The 18,843-nt window shown below is 58.3% G+C and carries 11 protein-coding genes and 1 pseudogene; 8 read left to right on the top strand and 4 right to left on the bottom strand.

What is annotated here, in order from left to right:
- Window positions 1-706: 706 nt before the first annotated feature.
- The 6 genes from AB1E34_RS25440 (at window position 707) to AB1E34_RS25415 (ending at window position 10,955) form a co-directional block, all read left to right on the top strand.
- Complete coding sequence (locus AB1E34_RS25440) at window positions 707-1,063, top strand: hypothetical protein (protein WP_372575092.1); 357 nt, start codon at window positions 707-709, stop codon at window positions 1,061-1,063.
- The gene (locus AB1E34_RS25435) at window positions 1,060-2,271 is read left to right on the top strand and encodes a hypothetical protein (RefSeq protein ID WP_372575091.1); all 1,212 of its coding nucleotides are present in this window, start codon (window positions 1,060-1,062) and stop codon (window positions 2,269-2,271) included. The genes AB1E34_RS25440 and AB1E34_RS25435 overlap by 4 nt, the downstream gene beginning before the upstream one ends.
- A 100-nt stretch (window positions 2,272-2,371) precedes the next feature.
- Window positions 2,372-4,786 carry a lanthionine synthetase LanC family protein gene (locus tag AB1E34_RS25430; RefSeq protein WP_372575090.1) on the top strand — a complete coding sequence of 805 codons (2,415 nt, stop codon included), beginning with the start codon at window positions 2,372-2,374 and terminating at the stop codon, window positions 4,784-4,786.
- Between the two features lie 415 nt (window positions 4,787-5,201).
- Window positions 5,202-6,491 carry a M12 family metallopeptidase gene (locus tag AB1E34_RS25425; protein ID WP_372575089.1) on the top strand — a complete coding sequence of 430 codons (1,290 nt, stop codon included), beginning with the start codon at window positions 5,202-5,204 and terminating at the stop codon, window positions 6,489-6,491.
- A 35-nt stretch (window positions 6,492-6,526) separates the two neighbouring features.
- Window positions 6,527-7,207, top strand: a complete 681-nt coding sequence (locus tag AB1E34_RS25420; RefSeq protein WP_372575088.1) for an IS6 family transposase — start codon at window positions 6,527-6,529, stop codon at window positions 7,205-7,207.
- A 196-nt stretch (window positions 7,208-7,403) separates the two neighbouring features.
- Window positions 7,404-10,955: a ubiquitin family protein gene (locus AB1E34_RS25415; protein WP_372575087.1), complete on the top strand. Its 3,552-nt coding sequence runs from the start codon at window positions 7,404-7,406 to the stop codon at window positions 10,953-10,955.
- A 94-nt stretch (window positions 10,956-11,049) separates the two neighbouring features.
- Here AB1E34_RS25415 and AB1E34_RS25410 read toward each other — a convergent pair.
- A pseudogene (locus AB1E34_RS25410) lies at window positions 11,050-11,970 on the bottom strand (IS110 family RNA-guided transposase); the annotation flags it as partial.
- 364 nt (window positions 11,971-12,334) lie between these two features.
- On the opposite strand from AB1E34_RS25410, the gene AB1E34_RS25405 reads away from it, so the two are divergent.
- On the top strand, window positions 12,335-13,420 hold the full coding sequence (locus AB1E34_RS25405; RefSeq protein ID WP_306203557.1) for an extracellular solute-binding protein: 1,086 nt from the start codon (window positions 12,335-12,337) through the stop codon (window positions 13,418-13,420).
- 491 nt (window positions 13,421-13,911) lie between these two features.
- On the opposite strand, the gene AB1E34_RS25400 is transcribed toward AB1E34_RS25405, so the two are convergent.
- Window positions 13,912-14,931 (bottom strand): IS110 family RNA-guided transposase, encoded by a 1,020-nt coding sequence (locus AB1E34_RS25400; RefSeq protein ID WP_372575086.1) that lies wholly within the window; start codon window positions 14,929-14,931, stop codon window positions 13,912-13,914.
- A 271-nt stretch (window positions 14,932-15,202) separates the two neighbouring features.
- Here AB1E34_RS25400 and AB1E34_RS25395 point away from each other — a divergent pair, with 271 nt between their 5' ends.
- On the top strand, window positions 15,203-16,087 hold the full coding sequence (locus tag AB1E34_RS25395; RefSeq protein WP_372575085.1) for an SDR family NAD(P)-dependent oxidoreductase: 885 nt from the start codon (window positions 15,203-15,205) through the stop codon (window positions 16,085-16,087).
- Window positions 16,088-16,578: 491 nt separating this feature from the next.
- On the opposite strand, the gene AB1E34_RS25390 is transcribed toward AB1E34_RS25395, so the two are convergent.
- The gene (locus AB1E34_RS25390; RefSeq protein ID WP_372575084.1) at window positions 16,579-17,787 is read right to left on the bottom strand and encodes an IS91 family transposase; all 1,209 of its coding nucleotides are present in this window, start codon (window positions 17,785-17,787) and stop codon (window positions 16,579-16,581) included.
- Between the two features lie 6 nt (window positions 17,788-17,793).
- Window positions 17,794-18,711 carry a tyrosine-type recombinase/integrase gene (locus AB1E34_RS25385; RefSeq protein WP_372575083.1) on the bottom strand — a complete coding sequence of 306 codons (918 nt, stop codon included), beginning with the start codon at window positions 18,709-18,711 and terminating at the stop codon, window positions 17,794-17,796.
- Between the last annotated feature and the right edge of the window lie 132 nt (window positions 18,712-18,843).

Below are 18,843 nucleotides of genomic sequence, written 5' to 3'. Positions count from 1 at the left end.
ATGGGAAAACCCTCTGTCAATCGAGGCAAAATCACCTCGATCAACAGGAAACTCCCAACTCAACAAACCGCGAAACATATCCCGCGTAAGCACAACTCACGCCAAACAGAGCCCATATCGCGGAGCGATTTAGTGCGTGAGCCCTTAGCGGAAGTGTCAAAATCTCGCTGCGTGCGCTCGCAGCGGCAAATTTTCTGCACAAGCAAGAAATTCCATGACGCGCGCGACGGCGATTCCGGCCATTCGCCAGATAGCGTATGGACATGGCCAAAGGCCGGATCCGCTCGCGACGCCAGTTCGATGGTTTGGCGGGCAAATATCCGGACCGAACCTCGGGGAATCCACCGGTCGCAGAGATTTTCCCCGTCGCATATCCCGCGTTGTCACCAAAACCTGGGAGATGAAGGCGGTTCCTGACCAAAGAACAGGGGCGCAGCCCTGCCAACGGCCGGGGGCGTAGGCAAAAACCCGACGACTGATGGGGCGGGTGCGGGTTTTCGAACCGAGGCAAAGCATCTGCCGGAGCCTAGAGTCGCAATCCCATGATCCGAGGCCGGAACGGTATGCGCGAATCGCCCTCCAGATAACTTCTGGTTGAAAATTAACAATAATTATGCTACGTCAACAGCGTTTGATTGGTACGGCAGGATCAAGGAAGTCACTATAGGCGAGCAGTTTTGACCAACTGATATTTAAGGAAGTCAATATGTTTGAAGCACGCAGACTTGGTATCCAGATACCATGTGGCACGGTTACGGTAAGCGAACCGCAGCAGCCGCAAATGCAACAACAGGCCATCGGATTTTTCCCAGGAAATCAATGCTATAACGTTTACACGGTCTGTTTCGGGGCAAGCTGGATTTGCTATTGGCCCAGTTGCATTCAGACCAACGTGGGGTGCTCGTGGACCCTGGCCGCGCAGGCCCAGCCGAACCTTTCCATCGTCCCGGCCGAAGCACTGCCGGATCTCAAGGCACAACTGGAAGCGCAGCTGAAGGAGGTCGATGAGGCCGAGCGACAGTTGAAGGAGTATCAGGCGCGTTCTGCCGAGAAGGAAGAGTGACAGGGCCTTGCGTGGTTGATTTGCCGCATCCGGTACCGCTGGACACCGCCACGTTTCGCGCGAACCCCCGCTATGACCTCGTCGAATGGGGACGCCTGAACGCGGCGGAATACGCTGTCATCCGTGGCGGCGAAAGCCCGGAAAACCTCTTTGGTGTTCTGCGTCCCCGGTCGGGGGATGTGGATGACGATCTGCGTTCGGTTTCGCCTGATACGGCCCTGCTGGTCATGGTGCTGCGAACGCCTGCGCCTTTGCCGACCTACCTTCGGGCACAGCTTGGGGACAAGCTTGGGTCGGTGATCGGGCGGCTATTGCTTGATCGTGTGCTGGAGGTGGAACACGATGGGCGTTTTGTGTCGGGCTCTGAGGCGGCGGGCCTGTTGTCACCTGGAGGGCAGACAGGCGGCGAGGGCCGGATCGGCGCGCTGTCGATTGCGGCGATGCGCTATGCCCAGTCGCTTGACTTGCCGGACAATCAGCTTGCCCCACGGCTCTATCTTTACGGGCGCAGGCCATATTGCCCGGCGCTGGTGCGCCGAATGCCGGATACTGCCGCCGTCGCCGTGGCACTTGGGTTGGAGAACGGCGGGGCGCTATCGCGGGATCTGGATTCAGGATGGATGGAAGACCGCAGCAAGGCGCGCGCGGTGTCAGGCTGGCGGTCCTGGCGCAGGCGCGGCACCCGCAGGACACTTGGACAGTTGCTCCGCATCTACAAGCTTTATGTAAGTGCCGATCTTGATCACATCGCGTCAGCGCTTGCGGCGATCGTCGGATCAGGCGTGGTGGCCCGCACGGCCAAGGCGTTCAAGATCGCCGGGCGACTTTATGATCTGTGCCGCGCCGACAGGCTGATCCTTTACTTCGATGCGCTTGAGGACCTGCAACAGGCGGCCTTCGATCTGAGGGATCGGTTGCAGGGTTGTCCCGCCGATGGCGTCCCCTTTACCGCCACCATCGCGGGTGATGGTCTGCTTTCGTGGGGGGTGGACCCGCTTCTGATCGGCAACCGCCCCACCGACGCGGTGAGCTGGCGACTGATCGTGACCGAGCGGCTGGGCCGGTATCTTGGCGAGGCTCGCAAGCAGCGCGTCGAAGGCTACGAGCCTTGGCAGGTCGCCCTGCAACGCCTGCGTCTGTCCGGCATTGACGGCGGCACCTGGACCCCGGCGGAAAGTGACTGGGCCAAGGGGGGCGTGCGTTCGTGAAGCGGCACCCAACCGAATGGGCAAGGACCGCAGGGACGGCGATGTCGGCACCGCTTTGGTCTATGACAAGGCTCACTGTGCTCGGTTTGGAGGGAGTTCGATGACCGTAGACGTTCGCTATGTCCTTCCCCCCGATCTCTTGATCCTGCCGGTCACGGAACTGGCACGGGACCTGCGCGATCGATTCGACCATCAAGAGGGTGATTTCGCCCTGACCCGCCCCAGATCGCGTGCGGTCTCAAGCGTTATAGACGCCGGGACGGCCCGGCTTCTGGAAGAGTTCAAGGCGCCTCGCACGATTGTCGATGCGGTGATCGCCTTCAGTTCGACCGAGAAGATCGATCCGCGCGCGACCCTTGAGGACGCCTTTCCGGTACTTCGGGGCTTCATGCTCGAAGGATATCTTGTCGCGGCAGATTCCGAACTGGCGGCATCTGGTGACACGCTTTTGTCGCCCGGCGATCACGTCGACGGCCATGAGATCTTGGAACTGGTGCATGCCGTCAGCGATTCAGAGATTTACCTGGCCAGAAAAGACCCAGCTTACCATGTTGCCCTAAAGTTTGCCCGTCCTTCCCTTGGCCCGTCGCACGCATCCTTGCTGCGAGAGGCGGAGATCCTGAAACGGCTGGATGGCGGCGTGAACCCCCATTTGCTGGGACAGGGTGAACATGGCGAATGCGCGTACATTGTCCTGACCTGGCACTTTGGCGTCGACATTCAGAAAGCCAGCTCGGATGCGCGTCAGTCGGCAGGCCGTGACCGGGGGGCGACATTGCTTGACCTCGCGGTGAACGTGCTTGCGGCCTATGCCCATCTGCACGGCCAGGGCCTGCTGCACGGCGACGTCCACCCGCGTAACCTGCTGGTCGATTCCAAGAATAACGTCACGATCCTCGACTACGGCCTTGGGGTGGATTGCGACCCCGGCCATCGCCCCGAAAACACTCCCCGGCGCGGTATCGATTTTTTCATGGAGCCGGAAATCGCCGCGGCGCGGCTTGGCGGTGGCCCGCTTTCCCCGCCGACAGTCGCTGGCGAACAATATTCCATCGCCGCACTTTTGTATCTGCTGCTGACGGGTGAGCAATGTATCGACTTTCCCCTCGAAGAGGAAATGATGCTTGGGGCACTGCTGGAACAACCACCGCTTAGCTTTGCCCACCACGGCGCGATGCCCTTGCCCGCCGTGGAGGGCTGCCTGAATCAGGCGCTGTCCAAGAAACCCTCAGAGCGGTTCGCGACGACGCAGGACTTCCTCGACGCCTTCCTGCAGGCCGCCTCGCAGGACCGACAGGGGCTGGCCGCGGGCAATCGCCATCCAATCATCCCGAAACCGGCAGATTCCGTCCTTGACGACGTGCTTTCCCGCCTTGCCGTACCGGGAGACCTCTTCGCCGGCGGGCTTGCCGCACCGACGGCCTCTTGCATGAACGGTGGCGCGGGTTTTGCCTATGCCCTGCTACGGATCGCGGCGGCGCGCGATGACAGCAGCCTGCTTCCCCTCGCTGACCTCTGGGCGACGCAGGCGGGGGCCGCGGCAGAGGAAGGCGGGGCAGCCTTCTGGAACGACGAACTTGATATTGTTCCCGAAACCGTCGGCAGGGATTCGCTTTACCACGCCGCCAGCGGGGTGCACTGCGTCCGGGCGCTGGTCGCTTTGGGTCTGGGCGACGTTTGGACTTGCCAGCCTGCGCTTGACGCCTATGTCGCTGCAGCCGAGCGGCATTGCGCCGAGACCGACGTCGCCTTCGGCAAGGCAGGTCTGCTGATCGGCACTACGATCCTTTTCCAGGCGCTGACGGCGCAGCCCGACCTGATCGACACACGACGACTGCGCGCTGTCGGGAATGCGCTTCAGGGGGATATCTGGCGGCTTATCGACGAGCAGCCGGCGATCAGCGATAGCGACGACATCCGGTCGATCGGCATGGCCCACGGCTGGGCGGGAATGCTTTACGCCATCCTTTTGTGGTCGCAGACGATGGAAGGCACCGCACCTGCGGGTCTGTGCGCGCGGCTCGACGAATTGGCCGATCTTGGCCGTCCGTTTGGCAGGGGGCTGCGCTGGCCTGTCGAGGCGGGACGGCCCGCGGCGGACAATTCGCTGGCGGGAAGCTGGTGTAATGGCGCGGCGGGTTTCGTGCACCTCTGGACAGCCGCGCATGAGGTTTTTGACGACAGCACATTCCTCGATCTTGCAACCTTGGCCGCGTGGACGGCTTTCGATTGGCCAGCCGAAACGGGCGACCTGTGCTGCGGGCTGGGGGGCCGCGCCTACGCGCTCTTGCGCATCTACCAGCACACCGAGGAACCGGCCTGGCTGGCCCGCACGCGCGAGTTGGCTGCCCGCGCCGCGGCCAGCGTTCGCACCTCCGCCCTTCGTCGGGACAGTCTTTACCGGGGCGAAGTCGGTGTAGCCGCGCTTGAAGCGGACCTTCTCCAGCCGCAACACGCCTGCATGCCACTTTTCCAACCCGAAGGCTGGAATACATTCGGCAGGTCGTCGGAATAGTGCTGTCGAACACCAGGACCCCAGCCCCGCTGTCATGGTCACGTAAATCGCGGGACTCTCTACCGATTTTCCTTTTTGTTTTCAGTGGTATATTGGTAAGGTTATCATTGGAATGGTAAGTGTCCGTCATCGAAGTTTTGGAACATGTGCGTTTGGTCATTGCTGTGATCCCTGAAAACGTCCTCGTTTGAGGTTAGAGCTTTCCGCTAGACTGAGACAGGGGAGTGATCCCCTGTCATCACAACAAGTGTACCTCTAATCCATTGACCCAATCATACCCTTGCCAGATCGGACGTCGGTATAGGCATAGCGTCTAACTGCTCAACCTGTGGTATGCTGGTCCGATAGTGTCCGGCGGTCCTCACTTAACCGCCAGCGCCGAATATTGTTACGGAATTAATTTTTGAGGTGAAACATGGCTTTTGCAACAGACCGGGTTGGGTCCGTCTGGCCCGACGGTATTGTCCCTTACACTATCAGCGACGACTTCAGTGATGATCAGCGCGACGAAGTCGAGGCTGCGATTGAGCACTGGAACACACGCACGATCATGCGACTGCGACCGATGACAGCCGCCGATGCCGACTTTGTTCATTTCGAACCGGCGGAAGGGTTTTGCCGCTCAGCCATCGGTCGCCAGCCTGGCGGGCAAGCGGTGCGCTGTGATGTGCTTGATGGCTTCCACCGTGGAAACATCATTCATGAAATTGGGCATGCAGTAGGTTTCCGGCACGAACATACCAGACCCGACCGAAACATGTTTGTTTCCATTCAAGGGGGCAACATCGAACCCGATGAAGCTAGCAACTTCGACTTCAGTACCGGACGAGTGCTCACCGGCTATGATTACGGTTCGATCATGCACTACGGGCGGCGAGCCTTTGCCATCGATGATGATGAGGACACCATCACACCCATTGACCCCGATGCAGAGATCGGCCAGCGCAACGGGCTGAGCCCGCTGGACCTGCTGGGTGTTTGTCTGATCTATGGTGCGCCGCATTACGCCGTCGCTTGGCAAGACGACGATGACGATGACGGTGAAGCCGATATCTGGCTTGCAGGGTTGTCTGCTTGGGGCAGTTATTGCGGCGGCCAGCAGCGTAGGCTGCACAGCACAAGAGGCCACCAGTCCCGCCCTACACTGGGTCTGGATGGTCAGCGCAATGCGATGGTGGCCTGGGAGAATACGTCGAGCGGCGTGCGCCACATATCCCGACGTGGCTTCCGTGCCGATGGAACGCAACTCTTTGGTGGTCACCGGGCAAGCTCCGATGCGTCATCCAATAACCGTGACCCCGATATTGCGGTTTCACCAGATGGAAGTTTCTTGTTGGCCTGGCAGGAGACCAGAGACGGCGTAATCCGGATCATGGCGCGCGGCTACAATGCAGACGGTACGACGCGTATTCCACTTCAGGCGCTTGCAACGTCGGACACTGGAACACCTGCGGCTCCGGCACTTGGACTTGTGGGCACTGGTGGCTTTGTTTGTGCCTGGGCCGAGTTGTCGGCGAATGACAGTATCTCCATACGCTGCAGACGCTTCGATGATGATGGCATTGCGACAGGTCCGGAAACCGTTGTTGCAACTGGCCTGGGTGACCAGGAGGCACATCCGCGCGTCGCGGTTGATGGTCTGGGCCGTGCCTATGGGTTCTGTTGCAAACTTTCGGCCATTGACGCTTTCGGAATTAACGAGTGAATGACTGTCGGTCGTATCAAGTCGAAAGCCAGATCATGATTTCCTTCAAAGGTGCACAATATCCGAAAGATGTGATCCTATTCGCAGTATTCTTCTACGTTCGATACGGCGTGTCCTACCGCGATCTGGAAGAGATCATGGCAGAGCGAGGTGTTTCCGTCGATCACACCACACTGAACCGCTGGGTGACACGATACTCTTGCGCAATCGCTGAAACAGCACGCCGGCGCAAAGGCCCATGCGACCGCTCCTGGCGAATGGATGAAACGTATATTAAAGTAAAGGGATCATGGGTTTACCTCTACCGAGCGGTCGACAAACACGGCAAAACTCTCGATTTCATGCTTTCACACCGTCGGAACAAGCCTGCCGCCACAAAATTCTTTGCTCGAATGCTGGAGGTCAACGGCCTTCCACGTAAGATCGTCATCGACAAAAGTGGCGCCAACACAGCTGGTATCAAGGCGATCAACAAAATGCTGAAAGGCTTTGGCTGCCCGATACCAATTGAGATGGTGAGGCGGAAACACCTGAACAACATCGTGGAACAGGACCATCGTTTCATCAAGAGACGCATCCGGCCAATGCTAGGGTTCAAGGCGTTTGCTTCAGCGGCGGCAACCCTCGACGGAATCGAAGTGGCACACATGATCCGCAAAGGTCAAATCACTCCCGGAGTCTGTCCGTTTCGGCAATTTGCAGAGCTGGTCGCTTAGCCCGCCGGTAAAATGCTATCGCTGTCGCCAGTAAAAACTTCGCAACAGATCCGACCTTCCACCACCATCTAAAGTTGTCGAAATGGCCGGATTGTGAGACAATTCCGGCGGTGGGTTCAATCCCAACCCGGTTTAATAGGCGAACAGCCGGAACCGGCAGTTACCCGTTTTCCAGGCGAAATTGACAGGGGTCGATATGAGCACCGGAAAAGCACTTGATGAGCTGAAATCTTCGATTTCTCTATCGCGAAAGCAACCTTTCAATTTCGCAATTTGTCTGGGCAAAGCCGCGACCGCGACCGTTTTCAAAACGGACCGGAAACAACCGCCTGAGGCGCTGGTTCGATTGGCGAAGAAAGAAGGCGAAACCCAAAAAGTCGCGTTCGGAACCTTTCAGACCGAAGGTGCGGTGGTTGCCCTGACCTGTTTAGAGGATCCACCGCCGGGCTTGGCCAAGGCAACAAAGAAATTCCTGCACTCCATCGGACTTAAGTTGAAGGTTGTCTTGTTGGACATCACCGGTGCCATAATCGAGGATAGTGATGCAGAGCTGCCAAAGCTTGCGGCGGACGCACAGAGTCAATCCGATGGTGCGAGCGAAACGATTGAGCTAATTGCGGTCAAGCGAGCGCTGGCAGAGCGAATGCCCGACATCCTGATGGCGCTCAAAAACTCACCGAAACGAGATCCGATTATCACTCGGTTGAAGGCGGATCTGGCAGCAGGAAATGCTCAGAGCGTGGTTCGGTTGATGCAGGCTGTATTGAAACCCTCGTCGGAGGATATGCGGCCGAAGGAGGTTCAGAGGACGCAGATTTTTGTCGTTGATCCCACTGGGAAATTGCACACGGTCCAAATCCCCCTGACAACCAACGCGGGTAAATTGATGGGCGCGATCCTTAAGAAAATCGGAGCTCCTGCTGATCTTGAATTTCGCGCTAAGGCGGGAGGTCACGACATCAAGCTAAACGACACCCTGGCAGCCAACGGCATTACCAAAGAGGCGACGATCACGATGATGTTGCAACTGCTCGGTGGTGGCAAAAATGGGGGTGGCTCCGAAAAGCCTTCCAATGAGGAGGTCGATCAGAGCGACGAAGAAGTAACATCCAAGAAGAAGCGGAAGGTCGGGTCCGAAGACTACGAAGGCGATTTCGAGTGGGACGAAGAAGGCCAAGGCAACGTTCCCAAGAAAAAGAAGGATGGCAACGCGAAGAAAGAATTCAAAAACGGAGTTCTTCCGAAACCTGAAATCACGGATGCGGAGGTCGAGAATCTTCTGTCTGAGGTGGGTGTGCTTGATGAAAATATTAAGACCTATTTGGCTTCCCTTGCCACGTCCGCGGACAACCGGACACAAAACAGGCCGCTGGGTCGGGAACCGGCCGCCGTTGCCTGTCACCGGTTGAGTCAGCTTGAAGATGAAGAACTGAAAGAAATGAACCCGCTGATGTTGGCTGCCTGTTTACGATCCGAGCTTGATTGCTTCTGGCATGACATCGATGTTCCTGGTGTTGGCGGAATAGACAACGTCGTGACCAAGGCGGGAGTCAGATCCGTATACGAAGGCGATCCACTGCTCGTGAAAGGCGTGCGTCTCAATGGGCGGCCGGCCCCGAAACATGGTGGAAAAAACGGTCAGCACAGTTCTGCTTTTTTGATGTGTACCGAGGCGATACAGACCGCTTGCTGCAATCTTGAAGTGGGCAAGGCGAAAGAAAACATGGCCGTACTCTTCAAGAACCTTCTGAAGTACCCCGCGTTTTCCGACCCGACATTCGGCGCGCTGGTGGACCCTGCGCTGCGGAGCGAGGTTGAGCGAATGTCGTCTAAGAAAAATCTGGAGCCATTGACGTTGGACAGCGCCATTCGTTTCTATCTTGAAGTCAGAGAAACACTGCCGGGTGCGTCCCTCGCCAGCGACATGAACAAAGGCGCAAGCCCGAAGAACACAGAAGGTCATGGTGAAGGGGCGTGCCGCGACCAGCTAAACGAGTTCGAAGCCGCCTTGGGGGGTGAACTCCTGGACGAAAATGGCCAGCCCTTCGATTTCAAAGCCGCGCTGATTTACTGCTATGGAGAGCCTGACCTGGATAAGGGTACTCAGGAGGCGTTCGACAAAGAGGTTCGCAAAGACTTCCTAGAACTGGTTTCAGGGCTTTTGGATGATGGCAGCCTGATGCGCCTGACGAATGCGCGAGAGCAGCTTGCCAAGGCCAATGGCATATCGGAGGACGACGCCAAGGCCGCCTGCCTGAATTTGGCTCAGATGCAGATCGAGACCTATCTGATGAACTTGCGGCAAACCAACCCGCGCCTTTTCGCGGCGGAGATGCCCTACCTCGAGAAACTGGTGGTTGACCAGGATGAGGATAAGGCTCGGGACGATGAGATGCGCGACATCGAGCCGGTCCAATTGCCCTCGGTCGGCTTCGAGATCGCACGGCACCTTTTGCAGCAGATTGGTCTAGCTGACGACATTCTGGATGAGACGGCGCGAGAAATGATTAACGTCACCGAGACGCTAACACCTTTCCCCCATGCGACCAAAATTGATGATCGTTTTGGCGCAGCGGATGTTGTTTGCGAAATCATCGAAGATGAAGATGGCGGTCATGCGCTGACATTTTCCGGTCGTCCCAAGGTGAAGACACAAGGCGGGTCCGAAGGTGACCACACAGTCAGCATGAAGATGATGGGCCGTGGTCTTGAGGGCGCGCTGCTGGTGTCAGACCAGAATAGTCCGCAAAAGAAACGACTACCGACCAAGGCGGAGTTGCTGGCAGCGGTAAAGCGCCTGATCTCACATTTCGAACAGGATCTTGTCGACGACTTGTTCGCCGATGTCATGGAGCAAGATGACGAAACGCCTCTGCCCGAACAGTATCGCGAGCGTGCTCGGGAGAAACTCGCGGAACTCACCGAGATCTGTGGATTGGGCGACAAGGAGCAAGAGGAAAAGATCCCACGCCCTCGTCGGCTTTTGATCGGTGACGATAATGCCGTGGTTGACCCAGCAGACCTGTCCGAGATCGCGGAACTGGCCATGGCGGTCTGCAACAACAATCCGATTGGTCGCAGTTTTGATGGCGTCCCCGGTGGTCACGATGAGGCGGGGTGCTATGCTCGTCTTAGCAATCTTCTAAATCAGGATCTGATGGCGATCACAATTGACGAATGGACGTCGATGGGGCTGTCGCGCGACGATATCGAAGTGGGGACAAAGATTGGAACCCGGTTTTTCTATAGCGAGGAACAGGTTCTACGGATGTTGGCTCTTGCCCACCAAGAAGATGAATGGACGGCGCAGGAATGCAAAGATGAGTACGACGAACGCGTGGAGGAGGTGATCAATAAGAACCTGATAGGACTTTTTGACACGAAGGCCGTCGCCAACGATCTGGAGAAAAAGAGCGGTTTCCCCAAGAACAAAATTCTGTACGTGAAGCGCCAGATCATGGATTTTTTCTTCTTTTTCGACAACGACATGCCGACAATCCGTGATTTGTCGCTAAACGACATAGAGGCCATCGTTGAGACCATGCTCAGTCTTATTGCAGAAGGGAAATCCTCCAAGCCTCAAGCCTACAGCGGCGTGAGGAATGACGACGAAGACGACTACGAAGACAGTCAAATGTCTGATGTCGAAGAAGGCGAAGTCGAGAACACTCTTACGATCGACGGGGTGAAAGTGAAGGATTTGGCTGAAGAGCTCGCCAACGAACTGCGCCCGAAAACTGAGCAATAAGCTGTCAAACTTCAAACTTGATCTGACGGACGGCTTTGAAGGTGTTGTCTAATCATACCGTGTGCACGATGAGTTGAGGCGGAAACCGGTGGCGCTTGCGCGCCAGCATCCTTGCGAGCCAGGAACCCGGGGCGGCTCCTTTTTGCTCGGCCCATCTAACCACGGCGCTGGCACCAATAATAAGGAGGCGTCGCAACGTCCGGTTTCCCATCTTTGATGTGCGCCCCAGGCGCTGTTTGCCGCCAGTCGAGTGCTGGAGTGGGGTTAGGCCTACCCATGCTGCAAAATCGCGGCCCCGTCTGAATGTCGAAGGAGGTGGCGCGAGGGCAGCAAGCGCTGTCGCGATAATCGGGCCAACGCCTGGTATCGCGGTCAACCTCCGGCATGTTTCATCTTCCTTGGCACGCTGTGCAATTTGCGCCTCCAACTGCCTGATACGGCCATTCAAAGCATCAAGCGTATCGACGAACATGCTCAGGAGAGGGCGGGACATTTCCGGCAGTTCAATGGTGCCGTCTTCAACCGCAGAAACAAGTTTACGGACATGCGTTGGGCCTTTCGCAACCACAAAACCGAACTCTGATAGGTGGCCCCGCAAGGCATTGATGATCTGCGTGCGTTGCCGGACCAACAGATCCCGCGCTTTGAAAGCCAGGGCCGCAGCCTGATTGTCTTCGCTACGGACCTGCACAAACCGCATCGTTGGTCGCAGGGCTGCCTCGCAAATGGCTTCCGCGTCGATCGCATCGCTCTTACTGCGTTTCACAAAAGGTTTGACATAGTTCGGTGCGATCAAACGCACGGTATGGCCCAGTGCCTCAAACTCTCGCCCCCAATAATGGCTTCCGGAACAGGCCTCCATCGCAATGGTGCACGCTGGCAGTTTGCCAACGAAAGACAGAAGTTTGTTGCGCCTGAGCCGTTTGCGAAAAACCACCTCGCCCGCGGAGCTGCATCCATGAAGTTGAAACACATTCTTCGCCAGGTCTATGCCGACAAGGTCTAAGTCCGCCATTTTGCTAACCTCCTGATGGCTTCCATCTCCAAGACCTAACAGATGAGAGATCAGGGGATGTCCATTCCATCACAGCCCCGTAGCTTACTCCGGCCCAACACACTGAAGATTTTTACACCGCTCGAGCCAGTCGCACCTGAGAAATGCCGCAGAACGCACCGTCGACGGTCTCTGGCATCGCATCGGTGAGGTTGTCGACTTCGTGACGCCCAATCACGCTCAGAATTATTTCAATGCCGCAGGATATGCGCCATACTGAGCGAGTCACGCGCTAGTAGAATAGTGTGTTGCAGGAGCACGGTGCGACAACGCCTCGCTCATTCTCTGCTAAGGTGTCAGCAGCACAGTAAATGCGAGGTATATCATGCCAATAGACCCAGAGAGCAGCCATCGACGACCCGGCCTCACCCGGCGCACCTTTACCGCCGGAACTCTCGCGGGCGTATCGGTGCTCGCGGCCCCGGCCATCATCAGCGGCCCCGCGCGTGCCGAGATCAAGGCAGGCGACAAACTGGTCGTCGGCATCTGGGGCGGCGCCCAAGAGCGCATCACCAAGAAGTTCATCGCCGAGCCGCTCGTCGAGAAATACGGCGTCGAGATCGAGTACGTCCTCGGCGGTACGGTGGAGCGCTGGGCGCGCGCCTATGCCGAGCGCGGCCAACCGTCCTTCGATGTCATTTACCTCAACATCTTTGAGTCGCGTCGGGCGGTGACCGACGGTGTCACCCAGGCGCCGAAGCCCGAGGTCGCCGGGTTCGACGACCTCTACGAACTCGCCAAGAAGGGCGGCTATGGCGTCGCGTTCAATTCCGTGACGCCAGTCTACAATCAGACGATGGTGGATGCGCCCATCACGTCATGGCTCGATCTCTGGCGGCCGGACCTTGCCGGCAAGCTCGCATGGCCGAGCTATCCGGGCGCGCAGGGCACGGCGGCGCTCCTGATGGCCGCCCGCACCCACGGCGGCGACGAGTTCAACATTGACCCGGGTTTCGAGGCGATCGCGGAGCTGAAAATCGTTCACTGCGTTCCAGTCGCGCCAGTCCCAGCTTGCGGCATGTTCGAAGCTGGCGCGGCGGCGGCGAGCGTCGACTTCGGCTCCTTCACCCAGAAGTTCGCCGACACCGTGAACCCCGACATCATCGTGTCTAACCCCACCGAGGGGATGCCGGTGGCGCTGAACGTGGCCTGCATCACGGAAGGCACCCGGAACCAGGCGCTCGCGGAGGAGTGGGTGTCGCTCCATCTTTCTCCCGAATGCCAGTTGGCCTACGCTGAAGAGATCTATTACGGGCCGACCATCAAGTCGCTGGAGCTTCCCGGCGCGCTCGCCGAAAAGGTGATCTACGGCGAAGAGGAGGTGGCCCGGCTCATAGACTTCGACTGGGACCACATCATCAAGATGCAGCCTGAATGGGCCTCACGCTACAACCGCGAGATCGCCCGCTGAGTGAAGCGTTGCCTGCGTCAGCCGCCCCGAGGATCGTTGGCGTCGGCGCTAGGAAGCGCGGCGGAATGTGGGGATCGCTCGCCGCTGTGCCGCTCCTCCTCTGGCTTGCCATCGGGTTCCTTACCCCGATGGCATGGTGATCCTCCTGTCGCTGCAGGCCGAAACAGGCATCTTCGCGCCCATCTCGCTGACATAACTCGATGCGATGTCCGCTTTGGTAATGCTGCAACGCAGCGGCTCGAGTACTGGCCAGTGTCCTGTGTGGATGGCTCCTGCATTACAAGAGATTTCTGAGACTGCGATGGTCTGTCAGTACAGTCGTGTGTCCGGCCTGTTTGCGTGGCGGTTGCCACTGGCCCTGATGAGTTCCGCGAGCAAGGTTCCTATCGGCTAAACGACCTCGGGGGCCGCGACATTCGTCGGAGTGTCCTTACTCTTGGTTGACTTCGTTTCGCATCATCACATCAATCGTCTTGCATCTCTCGGCAGGATCAAGCGATCGGCTGCCGGTATTCCTCCTGTTTCGTCAGTAGCGCCCAGATGATCCGAGCGGATTTGTTGGCCATGGTGACTGTCGCCAGCCGGAAGGGCTTTTCGTCTAGAAGCTTTGCAGTCCAGGTGTCGGCTTTCTCTGGGCTGTTCTTGGCCATGAGCGCGCGCGACGTCATTCCGATGATCAGCAGTTTTCGGATGTATCGGTCACCCTTCTTCGTGATCCGCCCGAGGCGCTCTCGACCGCCGCTGGATTTGTTCAGCGGTGTCAGGCCCAACCAGGCGGCTAAATCGCGGCCAGTCTCGAACTGTTTTGCATCGCCAATGGTGGCAACAACGGCCGACGCGGTGATCGGTCCGATCCCCGGCATGCGCATCAACCTACGTGCATCGGCTTCCAGCCATGCATGTTGTTCGATCAGTTTGGTCAGCCCATCAACCCGCACATTGAGCCCGTTCAGTTGATGACACATCACACCAAGAATGCCGCCCGCGATCTCGGGCATTTCCAACTGGTCTTCGGTGCCGTGCTCTCGCGCGAACTTGGACACAGCTTCTATACCCGTCGGTAGGATGTGACCAAACTCACGAAGGATACTGCGGATCATGTTTACGACCTGGGTACGTTGCCGGACGACAAGATCGCGCGCCCGATGAATAGCAAGGACCGCCTGCTGGTCTTCCGATTTGATCTCGACGAAACGCATGGTCGGGCGACGCACTGCCTCGCAGATCGCTTCGGCATCGGCTGCATCGGTCTTGCCGCGCTTCACGTAAGGTTTGACGTAGGCTGCTGGCATGAGCCGAACGTCATGGCCGAGCTCACGCAACTTGCGTCCCCAGTGATGGGATGACCCGCAGGCCTCCATACCAACCACACAGCGCGGCAATGTCTCGAAGAAGGCGATCAGCTTCGCGCGTTTGATCTTCTTGTTGATGATCCGACGCCCCGTGGCTGAAACACAGTGCACCTGAAAAACGTCCTTGGCCAAATCCAGGCCCACAGTCTTTACTGTCATTGGGTGGCTCCTTCCCTAGCAGTCGATGACAACTGCACTTTGGCACGTTCGATGCCGGTGCAGCAGGAGCCATCCACCTCATCCGCTCAGGGCCGTCCAAGGAAGATGAATGAGGGAGCAGCTTCGGGCTATGGAGTTGTCTCTGCAACTACTATCTTTTCATTGCCTGCTGGAGAATCGTCAGGAACCGCCCAAATGGGTCTGCGAAAAAAGGATGCGTGGCGGCAGGTTGGAAAGTCTACCGGAACTTGACATGGGGAGCTGATGAAGAATGGTCAAGAGGAATTTTCTGGTGACCGGGGCAAACAAGGGCATTGGGTTTGCCATCGCTGAACGGATTCTCGAAGAGGCCGATGACACGTTCGTGTTCCTCGGCTCAAGGGATCCCGATCGAGGTGCGGCCGCTGTTGAAAGTCTTCGGCAGGGCGGGGCGGGTCGAAGCGGCCGGGTCCAAGCCGTCGAGCTCGACGTAGCGAGCGATGAATCTGTTGGTCGAGCGGCACAGAAGGTGCGAGAGGCATGTGGCAGCGAGAAGCTCTATGGCATCGTCAACAACGCAGGCATCGGCTTTGGCTCCAACGATCTGGGTAATGTGCTCAACGTGAACACACGGGGTGTCCAGCGGGTATGCACCACATTCATTCCACGTCTCGCTGATGGCGGTCGGATCGTGAATGTTACGTCCGCTGCTGGCCCGAACTTTGTGGCCACATGTAGCCGGGAACAACAAACCTTCTTCACGCGCCCGGACGTGACTTGGGACGAGATCGAGAGGCTGATGGAAGAGTGCATTGCCATCGCCAATGATGCGGATGCGTTCTCATCTCGAGGATTAGGCGACGGCTCGGCCTATGGATTGTCAAAGGCCTGCGCCAACGCCTATACACTCCACCTGGCGCGGGAGTACCCTCAGTTTGTCATCAATGCCTGCACGCCCGGTTTCATCGCGACGGACCTGACCCGTCGATATATTGAAGGCAGGGGAAAACCTCCTGAGGAGTTGGGCATGAAATCCCCGCGAGATGGCGCCAACTCGGCGATTTTCCTTTTGTTTGGAAAGCCGGAGGGTAGCGGGCATTATTACGGAAGTGATGCCAAACGCAGCCCTTTGGATCGCTACCGAGCACCGGGAAGCCCTCCGCATGCAGACAATTGAGGGGTGTGGGGCTCCCCTCCACCATACCAAACTCCGCTTCTGTGAGACCGCACCGTCACGACGGATTTGTTGTTAAGTGTCTCTTCTGGTCCACCCGAGCAGTTAGATCGATGACTAACACGGGGCAATGCTGCAACGCCTCCGAGGTCGGCTGTGATGCAGGTTTCTCGGACGCCGCATGCTGGCGGGGGAGTTGCGCGATGGGTTTCCCGGCGTCAGAGAAGCGCTCAGGCGGGAAATCGCGGGGTTAGTTCTTTTGGGTCGGCTGTGCTATGGGGATTTGTACGAAGGGCTTGCCTGGGGTCTGATCTGGCCTACCCGTTGAAGGGTTTCTGTCAGGTTTCCCTTACCAGCATTTGGGCGATATGCGTGTTGTTTTGTCTCTTTCGCCGGCCTGTGCCGCGTCGATAATCCGATCAGTGCATGACGATGGGTGCGCAGTTGAGCTCGGCTGCGGCTGAAGGTGTCTATAAACAAGTTGCGCGCGCGTTTCATGCGGCGGCCTTTTTTGGTTTTGGCGGCGCTCTGGGGTGCTGGGCTGGCGCGATTGCCTCGACGATGATCAGTTGCCCGCCACAGCATGGACAGGGCAGTGCGAGGACCCTGGGGGGCTGATCGATGTCGCATTCACTTGCATCACCGGCGTCTTCCCGACTTGGCGTTCTGGCCCCGAGCAGGCCCCAGATCCTAGTGATATTGGCGGCGCGGTTGCCATTTCCGTAGAAACCGTAGTGGCGGATGCGGTGCTGGCCCTTGGGCAGCACATGGATGAGGAACCGGCGGATGAACTCGTCGGTCGCCAGGGTCATGGTGGTGTGCCGGCCCGAACCTTTTGCGCGGTAGTTCTTGACCTTAAAGGTCACGCTGTCGGCATCGAACCGGATCAGGCGGCTGTTTGAGATGGCGACGCGGTGCGTGTAGCGAGACAGGTAGGCTAGCACGGCCTTTGGTCCGGCGAAGGGTTCTTTGGCGTAGACGACCCAGTCGATTTTGCGCAGCGGCTGCAGGAATGCGTTGAAGGCGGCAGGATTGTTAAGCTCGGCATGGTTGCCGAAGAACTGCAGCTTCCCGGCCCCGTGCAACTTGTCCAGCCTGTCCAGGATGAGCCCCCGGTAAAGCCGGGACAGGACCCGGACGGACAAAAAGAAGTTCCTGCGGCAGGCGATCCAGCTGCTGCCATCGGTCGACAATCCACCCCCTGGAACGATCATGTGGACATGAGGGTGGTGCGTCATCGCAGAGCCCCAGGTATGGAGCACGGATGTGATCCCAACGCGCGCGCCAAGGTGCTTGGGGTCGGCGGCGATCCTGATCACCGTGTCCGCGCTCGCCCGCATCAGCAGGTTGTAGAGTTCACGCTTGTTGGTGCGCGCGATGTCGGCGATCGGCTTCGGCAGGGTGAAGACCAGGTGGAAATACCGCACGGGCAGCAGTTCGGCCTCGCGCGCTGCCAGCCAGGCCTTTGCCGCACCCGCCTGACATTTGGGGCAATGGCGATTGCGGCAGGAATTATAGGCGATGTGTTCATGCACGCAGTCTTCACATCGCGCAACATGGCCGCCGAGCACCGCCGTGCGGCAGCGCTCGATCGCGCTCATCACCTTCAACTGGTCGAGGCTGACATGGCCGGCATTGGCCGCTCGCCAGGCAGCACCGTGGGCGCGGAAGATATCCGCAACCTCCAGCTTTGCTCGTGCCAACGCGGGCTATGAAGCGCCTTTCTTGCCCTTTTTGCGTTTGGCCACCTGGCTCAGGTTGTCCAGGGGGCTCTCCACTGCTGAGATCATGCCCGTGGCAACGCTGGCATAGCGTGCCGTCGTGGTCAGCTTGGTATGGCCCAAGAGTGCCTGTATGACCCTGATATCGACACCGCGTTCAAGGAGGTGCGTCGCAAAACTGTGCCGGAGCGTGTGCAACGTGACCGGCTTGGTAATGGCCGCCGCCTTTGCGGCTTGCTTGAACAGCCGCGAGATCTGGCGTGGCGACAGATGCTTGCCATTATACCCGGGGAAGATCACCCGGTCAGGTCCCGCCGCGCCTTGGTCCTGACTGGTCGGACGTTCCTTCCACCAGTTGCGCAGAAGGCCAAGAATATCGCCGGGCAACATCACGTTGCGATCCTTGCGGCCTTTGGACTGTACGATGCGGATGATCTTCTGTTCCCCGTCGATATCACCGACCCTGAGCCGAACGACCTCGCCCGCGCGCATGCCGCAGCCATAGGCCAGCGACAGCATCACCCGCGCCTTCAAGCTCGGCGCCATGGCCAGGATACGCCTGACCTCGTTGCGGCTCAGCACCAACGGGACCTTGACGGGCTCCTTCAAACTGAAGATCTCCGACACAAGATCATGCCGCCGCAGTGTGACCCGGAACAGAAACTTCACCCCGGTCATCGTGCGATTGCGGGTGCAGATGCTGGTGCCGGTCTCCATCAAATGCTGCTGGAAGGCGCGCACTTCATCTGGTGTGGCCGTCTCCGGCGACCGCCCCAGCCAGGCCGCAAATCGCTTGCAGGCCCGCAAGTGACCAACCTGAGACGCCGGTCCCAGATTGCGCGATGACATATCGGCGATCATGCGCACGCGAAGGGGTGTCGTTGGTGTGGAATGCTGAACGTTCATGGGAAAACCCTCTGTCAATCGAGGCAAAATCACCTCGATCAACAGGAAACTCCCAACTCAACAAACCGCGAAACATATCCCGCGTAAGCACAACTCACGCCAAACAGAGCCCATATCGCGGAGCGATTTAGT

Source organism: Ruegeria jejuensis (assembly GCF_041537905.1).
In the GTDB taxonomy this organism is placed as follows: Bacteria; Pseudomonadota; Alphaproteobacteria; order Rhodobacterales; family Rhodobacteraceae; genus Ruegeria_C.
Note: the sequence above shows the minus strand (reverse complement) of the source record. Positions and strands in the feature narration are given on the sequence as shown.

Coding starts and splice junctions, on each gene's coding strand:
- AB1E34_RS25440 (WP_372575092.1), top strand. CDS start 707: ATGTTTGAAGCACGCAGACTTGGTATCCAGATACCATGTGGCACGGTT.
- AB1E34_RS25430 (WP_372575090.1), top strand. CDS start 2,372: ATGACCGTAGACGTTCGCTATGTCCTTCCCCCCGATCTCTTGATCCTG.
- AB1E34_RS25425 (WP_372575089.1), top strand. CDS start 5,202: ATGGCTTTTGCAACAGACCGGGTTGGGTCCGTCTGGCCCGACGGTATT.
- AB1E34_RS25420 (WP_372575088.1), top strand. CDS start 6,527: ATGATTTCCTTCAAAGGTGCACAATATCCGAAAGATGTGATCCTATTC.
- AB1E34_RS25415 (WP_372575087.1), top strand. CDS start 7,404: ATGAGCACCGGAAAAGCACTTGATGAGCTGAAATCTTCGATTTCTCTA.
- AB1E34_RS25405 (WP_306203557.1), top strand. CDS start 12,335: ATGCCAATAGACCCAGAGAGCAGCCATCGACGACCCGGCCTCACCCGG.
- AB1E34_RS25400 (WP_372575086.1), bottom strand. CDS start 14,931: ATGACAGTAAAGACTGTGGGCCTGGATTTGGCCAAGGACGTTTTTCAG.
- AB1E34_RS25395 (WP_372575085.1), top strand. CDS start 15,203: ATGGTCAAGAGGAATTTTCTGGTGACCGGGGCAAACAAGGGCATTGGG.
- AB1E34_RS25385 (WP_372575083.1), bottom strand. CDS start 18,711: ATGAACGTTCAGCATTCCACACCAACGACACCCCTTCGCGTGCGCATG.